Below are 12,892 nucleotides of genomic sequence, written 5' to 3' on the forward strand. Positions count from 1 at the left end.
GCGCCATGGCAACAAGTTTCCGCCGTCATAAATCCATCACCAACAAACGGAAAACTTGCCTGTATAGGAGCGCCGAACCCGGAGCGAATGTGCGTAGGCCCGCTCCGGTCTCGATGGAGAGGGGAATCTCAATGACTTCGATGAAGAGGCTCGCCGGCGGCGCGGCGCTTGGCGCGCTCGCTCTGGCCATGAGCAGCGCCGTCTATGCGCAGGAAACCACCTCGGCGGTCCGGGGTGAGGTGGTCAGCGAAGGCGGGGCGCCGGTCGCCAACGCCAGCGTCGTGGTCGTGCACACGCCGTCCAACACGCGCTCGGTGACCTCCACCAACGCCCAGGGCGTGTTCGACGCCCGCGGCCTGCGGGTCGGCGGTCCCTACACCATCTCCGTCTCGGCGCCGGGCTACAGCTCGCGCACCCAGGAAGGCGTCTTCCTGACCCTGGGCGAGACCGCCCGCCTGTCCTTCGACCTCTTCTCCGAAGTGGCCGAACTGGTCGTCACCGGTTCGCCCGGCGAATCCAGCACCGGCGTGCGCCGCGTGCTCGACGAGACCGATGTGCAAAGCGTGGTCTCTGTCACCCGCGACATCCGTGACCTGGCCCGCCGCAGCCCGCTGGTCAGCCAGAACGCCCGGGGCGACGGCGGCATCTCCATCGCCGGCTCCAATCCGCGGACCAACCGCATCACCATCGACGGCGCCCAGGCCCAGGACGACTTCGGCCTCAACACGGGCGGCACGCCGACCCGCCGCGGTCCGATCTCGCTGGACGCGGTCGAGCAGTTCACCGTCGACGCCGTCCCCGTCGATGTGGAGAACGGCGACTTCTCCGGCGGCGCCCTGGACGTGGTGCTGAAGTCCGGCGGCAATGACTTCCGCGGCAGCCTGTTCGTCAACTATCTGAACGACGGCATGGTCGGCCGCTCGATCCGCGGCAATGACGTTCCCTCGCAGATCACCCAGAACAACTGGGGCGCCTTCCTCTCCGGCCCGATCTGGCAGGACCGCGTCTTCTTCGCGGCCTCCTACGAGCTCTATGAGTCCAGCGACCTGACCTCGACAGGTCCGGAAGGCGCGGGCTTCGCCAACTCGGTCCGCGGCGTGAACCAGGCGCTGATCGACCAGGTCACCAACATCTTCAACACGAACTACGCCACCCAGTTCGATATGGGCACGATCGCCCGGACCAAGCCGATCCTCGACGAGAAGTACTCGTTCAAGATCGACGCCAACATCACAGACCGTCACCGCCTCGCCCTGACGGCGCGCTACGCCCTGTCGGAGCTTTATCAACGCACCAACATCACCACCTCCACCGCTGGCCTTGACTCGCAATGGTACCTGACCGGCGAGGAAGACTATTCCTACACCGGCGAACTGAACTCCGACTGGACCAACAACTTCTCCACCCAGCTGCGCGTCACGATGCGCGACTATGAGCGGCGTCAGCTGCCGCCCTCGGGTCAGGAGTTCTCCGACGTCCAGGTCTGCCTGGCGCCCACCAGCGGCGGCGTGGCCACCACCTGCGACATTCCCGGTCAGACCAGCCCGTCCATCCTGCGTTTCGGTCCGGACGAGTTCCGTCACGCCAACGAATTGGCCACGGACAACCTGACCATTCAGTTCAAGGCTGAATGGGCCCTGGCCGACCACCTGCTGAAGTTCGGCTTCTCGACCCAGAAGCAGGACATCTTCAACATCTTCATCCCCACCCAGGATGGTCAGTACTACTTCGACTCCATCGCCGATTTCGCCGCCGGCCGGGCCTCGCGCCTGCGCTATACCGACGCCATCGGCAGCCTGACCACCACGGATGCCGCTGCGGCCCTGTCCTACCGGCTGAACTCGGTGTTCGTGCAGGACACCTACGACATCAACCCGGACCTGACCGTCACCGCCGGCATCCGGTACGACTGGTACACCAATGACAGCCCGCCCCCGCTGAACACCAACTTCGTTGCGCGGAACGGCTATTCCAACCAGCAGACCTATGACGGCCGCAGCGTGATGATGCCGCGGGTCGCCATCGACTGGCGCGCCACCGATCGCCTGAAGATCCGGGTGGGCGGCGGCCTGTTCTCGGGCGGCGTGCCGGACGTGCTGGCCTCCAACTCCTACGGCGGCGGCGCCGGCTTCCTGACCTCGGGCATCGATATCCAGCGCTCGGGCACGGGCTTCATCGAAACCACCAACACCCCTGGCTTCACCCAGGCCATCGGTTCGGCAGCCCTCGACCTGAACCGCGCCAACCCGCAGACCTTCTATGACATCCCGGCGGCGGTGCGCGCCTTCCAGGGCGGCGCGGTGGCCTCGCCCACCACCGAAGTGGCGGCTTTCGCCCCCGGCTTCCAGTTCCCGTCGGACTGGAAGGTGTTCCTGAACGCCCAGTACGAGCTGTGGGACGGCTGGAACCTCGGCCTCGACGTGGTTGGCACCCAGGTGAACAACGGCCTCTACATCCGCGACACCCGCGCCGCCCCGCTGATCGTCAACGGCGTGGCCCAGCGTACGCCCGACGGCCGTATCCGCTATGACGGCATCGGCGGCACGGCGGCTCAGCGCGCCGCGGCCGGCATCACCTCCCAGAATCTGGGCTCGGCCCGCGACCTGGTCATCTTCAACACCGACAAGGGCCAGGGCATCACGGCGGCGGTCTCCCTGCAGAAGTCCTTCGACTTCGGCCTGGATGTCTTCGGGAGCTACACCTACCAGGACGTCGACGACCTCTCCTCGTCCCTGCGCTTCAGCTCCACCCAGAGCTCCAGCTACCAGTCGCCGGCGGGTTCGGACCCGAACGAACCGGCCTATGGGACCGCCTACGAAGAGATCAAGCACGCCTTCAAGTTCGAGGCGAGCTACGCCCGTCGCTTCTTCTGGGATCTGGAGACCCGCGCCACCCTGTTCGCCGAGAAGCGTTCGGGCCGGTCGACGACCTTCACCATGGGTGACTCCACCTCGGGCCGCGGCCCGGTGTTCGGTGTGAACCGCGGCAACAACCACCTGCTCTATGTGCCGGACCTGTCGGGCACCGGGGGCGCCAGCGGTCTCGACTACGGCCTGGTGACCTTCGCCGACGCCGCCACCCGCGACAACTTCCTGCGCGCGGTGCAGCAGTTCGGCCTGCCGCAGAACCAGATCGTGCCCAAGGGCTACTATCAGAACGACGACATCCACCTCGTCGATCTGCAGATCAGCCAGGAGCTGCCGGCCTACTTCCAGGGCCACCGGTTCCGCGTCGTGTTCGACATCCAGAACGTGCTCAACCTGCTGAACGACAAGTGGGGCATCGTCGAGGAGTACACCGACGTGAACAACCTGGTCAGCGTCGCCTGCGCCACGGCGACGGGGGCTGCGGCGCCCACGGGTAGCCCGGTCTGCGACCGCTACCGGTACTCCAACTTCAACGCCAACAGCCTGCGCGAGAACATCGACAACAACGGCAAGTCGCTCTGGGCCATCCAGATCGGCCTGCGCTACGAATTCTGATCGGCCCGCCGATCGGAAGGAAAGGGGCGGCTTCGGCCGCCCCTTTTTTGTTTTGGGCCTGAGGAGCCGATGCGGTCACGCTTGACCTTGTCCCCCGTCGCGCCCATCTGCGCCCGTCCGCCGCCTGGAATGGAGTCCTGGTCCCGTGAGCCTCATCGTTCCCGCCGAATGGGCGCCGCATCGCGCCATGTGGCTGGGCTTTCCCAGCCATGCCGATCTCTGGGAAGACGACCTGCCCGCCGCCCAGGCCGAGGTGGCGGCCCTGGCTCGCGCCCTGGCGGGACCCGGGGGTGAGCGGGTGCGCCTGATGACCGGCTCTGCGAGCGGGGCGGCCGACGCCCGGCGTCTGCTGGACGGCGTGGCCGGGGTGGAGATCGTGCCCGGCGCCTTTGGCGACATCTGGCTGCGCGACACTGGCCCCATCTTCGCCCGCACGCCGGAGGGCCTCAGCGCCCGGGGGTTCCGGTTCAACGGCTGGGGCGGCAAGTATGACCTGGCCTATGACGACACCGTGGCCGGGCAGATCGCCCAGGCCGCCGGCGAGGTTCTGGCCGAGCATGATTTCGTCCTCGAAGGCGGGGCCTTGGACCATGACGGCTTCGGTTCGGTGCTGACCACCGATCAGTGCCTGCTCAATCCCAACCGCAACGGCGCGTGGACCGCCGCCGAGGCCGAGGCGGCCCTGGCCGCCGCCCTGGGCGTGCGGCGGACCATCTGGCTGGGCGAGGGTCTGAAGAACGACCACACCGACGGCCATGTGGACAATCTGGCCCGCTTCGCAGCCCCCGGCGTGGTGGTCTGCCCCATGGGCTATGGCCGCGGCGATCCCAACACCGAGGTCTATGGCGACGCCGCGCGACGCCTGTCCGAGGCGAGCGACGCCCGCGGCGAACGCCTCCGCGTGGTGCGCATCCCCTCGCCTGGCTGGGTGGAGGGGCCTGACGGCGACTATGTGCCGGCCTCGCACATGAATTTCATCATCGCCAATCAGGCGGTGATCGTGCCCCTCTATGAAGAGCGCCCCGGGGAACTGGCCATCGAAGCGTTGAAGACGGTCTTTCCCGACCGCGCCGTCATCGGCCTGCCGTCCACCGCTATTCTCACCGGCGGCGGATCCTTCCACTGCATCACCCAGCAGGAGCCCGCCTGATGGCCCGTATCCTGAAGACCGCCGCCATCCAGACCGCCTATGGCATGGACCTGGACGCCAATATCAGGAAGACCGCCGACTTGATCCGCCAGGCGGCCGATCGCGGCGCCCAGGTGATCCTGCCCTCGGAACTCTTCCAGGGTCCCTATTTCTGCGTCGCCCAGGAGGAGCGCTGGTTCGCCACCGCCCATCCCTGGCGCGAGCACCCGTGCGTCACCGCGCTCGCGCCCCTGGCGGCCGAGCTCGGGGTGGTGCTGCCCATCTCGATCTTCGAGCGGGAAGGCCCGCATTACTTCAACAGCCTGGTCATGGTCGACGCCGACGGCGCCCTCATGGGCGTCTATCGCAAGAGCCATATCCCCGACGGGCCGGGCTATATGGAGAAGTACTATTTCCGCCCGGGCGACACGGGCTTTCGCGTCTGGGACACGCGGTTTGGCCGCATCGGCGTCGGCATCTGCTGGGACCAGTGGTATCCCGAGGCCGCCCGCGCCATGGCCCTGATGGGGGCCGAAGCGCTCTTCTATCCCACCGCCATCGGCTCGGAGCCTCATGACGAGACCCTGGACACCGCCGCTCCCTGGCGGCGCGCCATGCAGGGCCACGCGGTCTCCAATGTCATTCCCGTGATCGGGGCCAACCGCACCGGCTTCGAACCCTGGGACGGCTATCCCGGGGGCGGCCAGCGCTTCTACGGCTCATCCTTCATCGCCGATCATCGGGGCGATCTGGTCGCCGAATTCGGTCGCGACGAGGAGGGCGTGCTCGCCGCCGAATTCGACCTGGACTTCCTGGCCACCCACCGGGCCGCCTGGGGCTTCTTCCGGGACCGGCGGACGGACCTCTATGGCGCCTTGGCCAGTCCGCGTCCGACCTGATGATCGAGACCGAGCGCCTCATCCTGCGACGCTGGCGGGACGCCGACCGGCCGGCCTTCCACGCCATCTGCGCCGATCCGCAGGTGATGGACTGGCTGGGCGGGGTGCTCGCCCCCGATGAGGCCGACGCCCGGCTGGCGCGGGTGGAGGCGACGTTTGCTCAACGGGGCTACGGCCGGTTCTGTGTCGAACGCCGGGTTGATGGCGCGGTCCTCGGCTGGTGCGGGGTCATGCCGGCCCATGAGAGCCAGCCCGTCGCCGGCACCCCAGAGATCGGCTGGCGCCTGGTCCCCGAAGCCTGGGGCCAGGGCTACGCCACCGAAGCCGCCGCCGCCGTCCTGGCCGATGCGTTCCAACGGGTCGGCCTGGCCGAGGTCTGGGCCTATACCAGCCCGCACAATCTCCGCTCGCAGGCGGTCATGGGACGGCTGGGCCTGACCCGCCGCCCCGATCTCGATTTCGAGAATCCCAATGCGGCGCTCGATGATCCCTTCAGGCCCGCCTGGGTCTGGGTGGCGACGCCCTAAGCGCCGCAGTCCGAGGGGGGCGCCTTCAGGCGGGCCACCTCGCGGCGGGCCTTTTCCATGTCGGCGCGGAAGGCGGGATTGGCGCGCATGCGGGCCACCATGGCGGCGGCCAGGTCGCGCCCGGCCTCCACGTCGCTGGGATAATGCATGCCGCACACCACCCGCGATTCGCCCATTTCCTTGCCGGCGTCGAGCAGGGCGCCGGCCTTTTCAGGGGCCAGCTCCACCAGGATGAGCGCCCAGGCCCAACCGGTCATGGAATGGCCCGAAGGATAGGAGGCGTTGATCTCCATCCAGGGCGCCCGCGGCACGCAGATGGGCTTGTCGTTGCCGATCAGCGGGCGCAGGCGGCCATAATGGTCCTTGGCCGGCGTGCTCACCGTGCGGACGTCCTGCTCGGCGCGCTCCAGGATGTGGGCCGTGACCGGCGTGGTCTGCGGGCTGATGTCCAGGCCTGCGGCGCAGGCATAGCCCTTCAGGGCCTTGCCGCCCCACAGGTCGGCGTCGGCGGCGGCCTTGGCCCAGCGGTCTGAGCCTTCCAGGGATCGGGTTTCTTCGAAGCGTTGGGCGTCGGCCAGGCCGCGGGGGCTGTCGGGCGCAGGCGGCGGCCCCAGCAGGGCCACGGCGTCCAGATCGCCCGCCTTCAGATAGCCCTCGATCTCGGGCGGAACGAAGGTGGCGCTGTCGGGGTCACCGGCCAGGACGGCGGGGCGGGGGGCCGCGGAATCCGCGGCGCAGGCGCCAAGGCCGAGCAGGGCGGCGGCCAGGGCGAGGGGCAGGCAGGGCTTGTGCATCATCCCTTGCCCATAGAACGGCTCCCCCGCCGGGGGAACCGTTCACAGGGCGATCGGCGACCTATCGCAGGACGGTCAGTCCGTTCTTGATCACTGTGGCGTTGCGATCCTTCACCCGCGCCTCGAAACTGATCTCCTTGCCGTCCTTCCAGATGTCCACCGTGATGGTGTCGCCGGGGAAGACCGGGGCGGAAAACCGCGCCTGGTGGCTTTTGATCTGATCGGGATCGAAGTCGGTGACCGCCTGCAGGATGGCCCGGCAGGTGATCCCATAGGTGCACAGGCCGTGCAGGATCGGACGCGGGAAGCCCGAGCGCTTGGCCGAATCCGGGTCGGAGTGCAGCGGGTTGCGGTCGCCGTTCAGGCGATAGAGTAGGGCCTGGTCCTCGCGGGTGGTGAAATCCACCGAGATGTCCGGCGCCCGCTCGGGCACCTTGTGCGGCTCGGGCGCACCCTCCGAGGGTCCGCCGAAGCCGCCGTCGCCGCGGGCGAAGGTGGACGAGGTCAGGGTGGCGACCTTTTCGCCGTTCTCGTCGGTCCAGACGGTCTCATTGATGACGACCGCGCCCTTGTCCTTGCCCTTGTCATAGGCGCCGATCGTGCGGCCTTCCATGGTGAAGGTCCCCTTGGTCGGCAGGGGCTTGTGCAACTCCACCTTCTGCTCGCCATGGACGACCATCAGGAAGTTGATCTGGCTGGGGCGGTGGCCCTCCGGCATCTTCGGGGGTTCTGCGTCGCGGTTCGCAGCCCGCGCGCCGGCGGCCAGCACGGTGGCCGCCGTGGGGATGACCTTCAGGTTCTTCTCATAGACGAAGGGCAGTTCGGTCTCGTTCATGGGGTCCTGCCCCATGCCCACGCCGAGGGCGTAGAGCATCACGTCCTTGTCGCCATAGGTGAAGGTGCGGGCCGGCGTGCGCTGGTCGAGAATGTCGGGATAATAGATGGGCATGAAATAAATCCTCCGGGGCCCCTGGGCATGGGGCGCTCTTCTATGCGGCGGGATTGAACCGACGAAGACGCGCCGACGCAAGCGCCAGGCGACGACAAGCCGGTCGCCGCCAGCGCCATTTGCCGCTCAGGGTCTGATCGGCTAGAAGCGCCCGACCACGCGGCGCCCAGGGGACAGGCCCCGGCGACGCACCACTTTCGAAGGCGCCTCATGACCGAGACCAACGCTGCCGCCCCGGCGGGCCAGATTTCCGGCAACGTCCTCTTCTACAACCAGCCCGAGCCGCTGAATCCCACCGCCCACAAGGGCATGGGGGTCAAGCGGATGGACGGTCCCTTCGGCTTTGCGCGCAAGTCGAACCTGGTCCCCCTGACCGTGGCGGAGTTCCAGCTGGCGGCGGTGACCGGTCCGATCATCTTCGTGGGCGATGACAAGACCCCGCTGGCGGTCATGGGCCTCAATCACGATGAGAACATGTTCGTGGGCGAGAACGGCATGTTCGAAGCCGGCGTCTACGTGCCGGCCTATATCCGTCGCTATCCCTTCGTCTTCGCCAATGACCAGCAGGCTGGCCAGTCCATCCTGTGCGTCGACCGCGCGGCCCACTTCTTTGCCGAGTCCAATCCCGACCTGCCCTTCTTCACCGAGGCCGGCGAGCCCACCGAATACACCCAGAACTGCCTGAAGTTCTGCAACGACTACGAGATGGAGCGGCAGAAGACCCTGAGCTTCGTCCAGGTCCTGAAGGCGCTGGACCTGTTCGAGACCAAGGAGGCCTTCTTCACCCCGGGCAATGAGGACGGCACGCCGGGCGAGCCCCAGAAGCTCGCGGACTATTTCGGCGTCTCGCTGGAGCGCCTGCGCGCCCTGCCGGCCGAGAAGTTCCTCGATCTGCGCCAGTCCGGCGCGCTGGATCAGATCTACGCCCACCTGCTGTCGCTGGTGCAGTGGGACCGGCTGGTGGCCCTGGCCATGAACCGCCAGATGCAGGCCCAGGCCGGCGCCCCCCAGGCCGCCAACGGCTGAGGCTGAAACGACGCTGCGGGATCGGGACTTTCCGCCCCCGATCCCGCCAGCGCTCGGCCTATCTCGAAAAGACGCTGCGGGTCAGGCAGGAAAAGACCAGCCGCCCGGCCTCGTCCAGCAGGTCGTGCTGGGCGATGACGATGCCCTTGCCCTCGCCCACGGGATCCTTGCCCATCACCGTCATGCGGCCGCGCAGGAGTTCGCCGGGCGGCGGATTGCGCACCCAGCGCAGGGCGTCCACCCCCAGACGCTTGGTCTGGGGCCAGCCCGTCGAGGCCTGGGCGTCCAGCCGGGTCCAGATCGCAAACACCATGGCGTCCGGCGCCCCCCGATCGGCGGTCCAGCCCGGGGCGAAGGCGGCGGCGAAGGCGTCCAGGGCGCGGGCGTCCACCACAGCGGCCCCCAGGCTGATCACCTGACCGATTTCGATGTCGTCGAAGGGGGCCGGCATGAGTCTTCCTCGCTTGCGAACCGAAACCGTCGGGCGTGTTCCAACGTAAGTCTGTTGAAGGGGCCTTCTGCAAGGGGGTCTGTCCAGCCCAACAGCGTTTGCCGCCGCCGCCGGTTTGTCTTCATATATGGCCCAGCCCCGCCCTCGACGAGATCAAGTCAGGTCAGACACCCGCATGACGTCCCGCTTCGCCAGCCTGCTCGCCCTGATCTTGCTCGCATGGGCGCCGACCGCCCAGGCCGCGCCGGTGAACACGGGCCATCTGGTGGCGGAGCTGGTGTCCGAGGCGCCGGCCATCGCCCCGGGCCAGACGATTCAGGTGGCCCTGCGTCAGAAGATCGACGCCGGATGGCACACCTATTGGCGCAATCCCGGCGATTCCGGCGAGGCGACCAAGATCGCCTGGACCCTGCCGCCCGGGTGGCAGGTCAGCGACTTCACTTGGCCCGCGCCGGAGCCGCAGCCGGCCGGCCCCCTGGTGAATTACGGCTATTCGGGCGAGGTGCTGCTGCCCATGCGCCTGACCGCGCCCGCCGACGCCCCTGTGCGCCAGACCATCACGCTCACGGCGGCTGCGGCCTTTCTGGTGTGCGAGGAAATCTGCATTCCCGAGGATGCGGTCCTGACGCTCGCCCTGCCGGTCCAGGCCGAGCCCGCCCAGCCCTCCGGACGTTGGGCGCGGCCCATCGCCCAGACCCTGGCCGCCGCGCCGCAGGCTGACCCCGCCCTGACCGCGGTCTTCAACTACTCCGAAGGCGCGCTGAGTCTGGCCGTCGCCGGCGCGCCCCTGGCCGGCCGGGATCTGGCGGGCAGCTATTTCTTCCCTTTCGACGGGGCGGTGCTCGACCACGCGGCGCCCCAAGGGATTGAACGGGGTCCGCAGGGTCTGACCCTGGCCCTGACGCCCAGCTACGCCTTCCAGTCGCCTGAGCCGCCGCAACGCCTGGAAGGCGTGCTGAAGGCGGGCGACGCCTATTACGAGATTACGGCGACGCCCGGCCCGGCGCCGGCCGGCGCTGCGGGTCTCGGACCGCCTCCAGCCCGCTCCGGGGGTTCGGGGGCTGGCCTGGGTCTGCCGCTCGCCATCCTTTTTGCGGCTTTGGGCGGGCTGATCCTGAACCTCATGCCCTGCGTGTTTCCCGTCCTGGCCATGAAGGCGGCCAGCCTGGCCGGCCACGCCCACGAGCAGGCCGCCGCCCGTCGGCAGGGTCTGGCCTTCGGCGCAGGCGTGATGGTCACCTTCCTGGTCCTCGCCGGCGCGCTGGTGGCGGCCCAGGCCGCGGGCGCCGCCGTGGGCTGGGGCTTCCAGCTTCAGTCGCCCCCCGTGGTGGCCGCCCTCGCCCTGCTGATGCTGGCCGTGGCGTTGAACCTCTCCGGCGTCTTCGAGGTGGGCGCGTCCCTTCAGGGAATCGGGTCGGGTCTCGCCGCCAAGGGCGGGCTCTCAGGCGCCTTCTTCACCGGCGTGCTGGCGGTGGTGGTGGCCGCGCCCTGCACGGCGCCCTTCATGGCCCCGGCGCTGGGGTGGGCCCTGACGCAGAATCCCGTGGCGTCCCTCACGGTCTTCGCCGCCCTGGGGGCCGGTTTCGCCGCCCCCTTCGTGGCGGTGGCCTTCGCGCCGGGCCTGCTCTCGCGCCTGCCTCGCCCAGGACCGTGGATGGATGTCCTGCGCAAGGTCCTGGCCTTCCCCATGTATGGCGCGGCGGCCTGGCTGCTCTGGGTGCTGACCCTGCAGGCCGGTCCCATGGGCCTGGCCCGTCTCCTGGCGGCGGCCGTCGTCCTGGCCCTGGGCGCCTGGCTGCTGGGCCTGTCGCAAAAGCGTGGCGGCACGGTGCTGAAGGGCGCGGCCGCCGTCCTGGCCGTCGCAGCCCTGGCCGCCGCCTTGATCCCGGCCTATCCGGTGGGGGCGAGCTCTGGCGACGAAGCCGGAGGCGCGGTCGCCGAGCTGCCGTATGAGCCCTACAGCGCCGCGCGTCTGGCGGAGCTGCGCGCCCAGGGCGTGCCGGTCTTCGTCAATTTCACCGCGGCCTGGTGCGTCACCTGTCAGGTGAACGAACAGGTGGCCCTGGCCCGCCAGGGGGTGGCCGACACCCTGGCGCGCACCGGGGCGGTCTATCTCAAGGGCGACTGGACCCGGAAGGACGAGGTCATCGCCGCGGAGCTGGCGCGTCACGGCCGGGCCGGGGTGCCCCTCTATCTGGTTTATGACGCCCGCGGCTCGGCCCCCGACATCCTGCCCCAGATCCTGACCGAAGGCCTGGTGGTCCGCGCCCTGGAGGCCGCCGCCCGTCCCAGTTGACCCCTTTCTCAACCGCAAGCCCCCAAGGAGACGCCCATGACCCCCCAAGGCCTTTCGCGCCGCCCCTTGCTCGCCGGACTGGCGCTTACCCTGGCCCTGGCCGCCTCGCCCGCGCTCGCCGCGCCTGCCATCGGAAAACCGGCCCCGGCCTTCACCGCCGTGGACGCCCAGGGCAAGGCCCGCTCCCTGGCCGAGTTCCGCGGCAAGACCGTGGTGCTGGAATGGACGAACGAGGGCTGTCCCTACGTCCAGAAGCACTATGACAGCGGCGCCATGCAGGGTCTGCAAAAGGCGGCCGCCGCCGACGGCGTGGTCTGGCTGAGCATCATTTCCTCGGCGCCCGGCAAGCAGGGCTACAAGACCGCCGCCGAAGCCCGCGCCTGGCAGGACAGGTCCGGCGTGGCCGCCGCCGCCGTCCTGCTGGACCCCAAGGGCGAGGTCGGCCGCGCCTATAGCGCCCGGACCACGCCGCACATGTACATCGTCAATCCCGCCGGCAACCTGGTCTATATGGGCGGCATCGATGACAAGAACAGCGCCGATCCGGCCACGCTGCAGGGGGCGCGCAACTATGTTTCCCTGGCGCTCGCCGACCTGAAGGCCGGTCGCGCCGTGGCCCAGCCGGTGTCTGCGCCCTACGGCTGCAGCGTGAAGTATTAGAGCGCGTTCCGATAGGTGGGCTCCGGCTATCGGATCGAAACGCGATCAAGGCCATAGGCCTCAGATCACGCCGCCGGTGGGGATCCCCGAGGTCACCCCCGGCGGCGTGACGACCACCTCGATATTGTCGTTCAGCAGATAGATCAGCTCCCGCAGGGCCAGGTCGCGGTCCTCGGGCGCCGACGACAGTCGAAGGGCGGCGAGCTTGACCGGCAGATCCTCGGCTATGCCCCGCAGGATGCAGGCCAGGTCGCCGTCCACGCCGATTTCCCGAACCCGGCGCTGGGCGGCCATGTCCAGCTCGGCCAGTTCAACGACCCCCTGCTCGAAGCCAGGGTCCGCTGCGGCCCCCGATGCGCGCATCGCCTCGCCCATCGCCTTCAGCCGGCCGGCCCGGGCGACGATGTCGGTGAACAGCGCCTCCAGGCCCATGGCTGGGGCCTCGGCGGCGATTGTGGGGTGCGGGGTCTCAGTGACGGGGGCGGCGGCCAGCCAGAGCAGGCTCGCGGCGGCGACGGCGGCGCAGGGCATGAGATTTCTCCTCTGGCGGGCGACCTGCCCAAAATGGGCCGCGTGTGACGGGCGGAACGAAGACGGATGGGGGCGCTTTTGGTAACCGGCTTTGCGCCAGGATCGTACAGTCCGGTTGAACGGGGGCTTAACCATGTCTGATCTCGAC

Annotated in this window: 11 protein-coding genes; 7 read left to right on the top strand and 4 right to left on the bottom strand. The window is 68.8% G+C overall.

Features of this window, described 5'->3' with window-relative positions:
- The first annotated feature begins 131 nt into the window (after nt 1–131).
- The 4 genes from V7D28_RS02860 (at nt 132) to V7D28_RS02875 (ending at nt 6,037) form a co-directional block, all read left to right on the top strand.
- On the top strand, nt 132–3,482 hold the full coding sequence (locus V7D28_RS02860) for a TonB-dependent receptor (protein ID WP_333585848.1): 3,351 nt from the start codon (nt 132–134) through the stop codon (nt 3,480–3,482).
- Between the two features lie 145 nt (nt 3,483–3,627).
- Nucleotides 3,628–4,632 (top strand): agmatine deiminase family protein, encoded by a 1,005-nt coding sequence (locus tag V7D28_RS02865; RefSeq protein ID WP_333585849.1) that lies wholly within the window; start codon nt 3,628–3,630, stop codon nt 4,630–4,632.
- On the top strand, nt 4,632–5,510 hold the full coding sequence (gene aguB, locus V7D28_RS02870) for an N-carbamoylputrescine amidase (RefSeq protein WP_333585850.1): 879 nt from the start codon (nt 4,632–4,634) through the stop codon (nt 5,508–5,510). The genes V7D28_RS02865 and aguB overlap by 1 nt, the downstream gene beginning before the upstream one ends.
- A complete protein-coding gene (locus V7D28_RS02875) occupies nt 5,510–6,037 on the top strand; it encodes a GNAT family N-acetyltransferase (protein ID WP_333585851.1) in 528 nt (175 codons plus the stop codon). The genes aguB and V7D28_RS02875 overlap by 1 nt, the downstream gene beginning before the upstream one ends.
- On the opposite strand, the gene V7D28_RS02880 is transcribed toward V7D28_RS02875, so the two are convergent.
- Complete coding sequence (locus V7D28_RS02880) at nt 6,034–6,834, bottom strand: acid phosphatase (protein WP_333585852.1); 801 nt, start codon at nt 6,832–6,834, stop codon at nt 6,034–6,036. The two genes, V7D28_RS02875 and V7D28_RS02880, sit on opposite strands and share 4 nt — an antisense overlap.
- 58 nt (nt 6,835–6,892) lie before the next feature.
- The gene (locus V7D28_RS02885; RefSeq protein ID WP_333585853.1) at nt 6,893–7,780 is read right to left on the bottom strand and encodes a MaoC/PaaZ C-terminal domain-containing protein; all 888 of its coding nucleotides are present in this window, start codon (nt 7,778–7,780) and stop codon (nt 6,893–6,895) included.
- A 210-nt stretch (nt 7,781–7,990) separates the two neighbouring features.
- On the opposite strand from V7D28_RS02885, the gene V7D28_RS02890 reads away from it, so the two are divergent.
- A complete protein-coding gene (locus V7D28_RS02890) occupies nt 7,991–8,806 on the top strand; it encodes a SapC family protein (protein ID WP_333585854.1) in 816 nt (271 codons plus the stop codon).
- A 58-nt stretch (nt 8,807–8,864) separates the two neighbouring features.
- Here the strand turns inward: V7D28_RS02890 and V7D28_RS02895 are convergent, their stop codons facing one another.
- A complete protein-coding gene (locus V7D28_RS02895; RefSeq protein ID WP_333585855.1) occupies nt 8,865–9,257 on the bottom strand; it encodes an acyl dehydratase in 393 nt (130 codons plus the stop codon).
- Nucleotides 9,258–9,432: 175 nt separating this feature from the next.
- On the opposite strand from V7D28_RS02895, the gene V7D28_RS02900 reads away from it, so the two are divergent.
- Both V7D28_RS02900 and V7D28_RS02905 read left to right on the top strand, forming a co-directional pair.
- Nucleotides 9,433–11,553: a protein-disulfide reductase DsbD family protein gene (locus tag V7D28_RS02900; RefSeq protein ID WP_333585856.1), complete on the top strand. Its 2,121-nt coding sequence runs from the start codon at nt 9,433–9,435 to the stop codon at nt 11,551–11,553.
- Nucleotides 11,554–11,589: 36 nt separating this feature from the next.
- Nucleotides 11,590–12,213: a redoxin domain-containing protein gene (locus V7D28_RS02905; RefSeq protein ID WP_333585857.1), complete on the top strand. Its 624-nt coding sequence runs from the start codon at nt 11,590–11,592 to the stop codon at nt 12,211–12,213.
- A 60-nt stretch (nt 12,214–12,273) separates the two neighbouring features.
- On the opposite strand, the gene V7D28_RS02910 is transcribed toward V7D28_RS02905, so the two are convergent.
- Nucleotides 12,274–12,744 (bottom strand): hypothetical protein, encoded by a 471-nt coding sequence (locus V7D28_RS02910; RefSeq protein ID WP_333585858.1) that lies wholly within the window; start codon nt 12,742–12,744, stop codon nt 12,274–12,276.
- Nucleotides 12,745–12,892 lie beyond the last annotated feature (148 nt).

The sequence above is a fragment of the Phenylobacterium sp. genome (genome assembly GCF_036723115.1).
Taxonomy (GTDB): domain Bacteria; phylum Pseudomonadota; class Alphaproteobacteria; order Caulobacterales; family Caulobacteraceae; genus Phenylobacterium.